This is a genomic window from Bacillus sp. Xin1, from assembly GCF_013314535.1.
Classification (GTDB): Bacteria; Bacillota; Bacilli; order Bacillales; family Bacillaceae_G; genus Bacillus_A.
This window is the reverse complement of sequence record NZ_JABUAE010000207.1, coordinates 1-253: the sequence shown is the minus strand read 5'-3', so window position 1 is coordinate 253 and position 253 is coordinate 1. Positions and strand designations below refer to the sequence as shown.

1 tRNA gene and 1 rRNA gene are annotated in these 253 nt (G+C 49.0%); both read left to right on the top strand.

Annotation, left to right across the window (positions count from 1 at the left end):
- Positions 1-53 precede the first annotated feature (53 nt).
- A 5S ribosomal RNA gene (rrf, locus tag HRG09_RS28555) occupies positions 54-169 on the top strand.
- 4 nt (positions 170-173) lie between these two features.
- Positions 174-249, top strand: a tRNA-Val gene (locus HRG09_RS28550).
- The last annotated feature ends 4 nt before the right edge of the window (positions 250-253 follow it).

Here is a 253-nt window from a genome sequence, read left to right as displayed (position 1 = left end):
TATATTTAAAATTCCTGTTGACATTCTGAAAAGAATGTGTATAATAATAAAAGTCTGGTAATGATGGCAGAGAGGTCACACCCGTTCCCATACCGAACACGGAAGTTAAGCTCTCTAGCGCCGATGGTAGTTGGGGCCTTGCCCCTGTGAGAGTAGGACGTTGCCAGGCAAATGGAGGATTAGCTCAGCTGGGAGAGCACCTGCCTTACAAGCAGGGGGTCGGCGGTTCGATCCCGTCATCCTCCACCATATA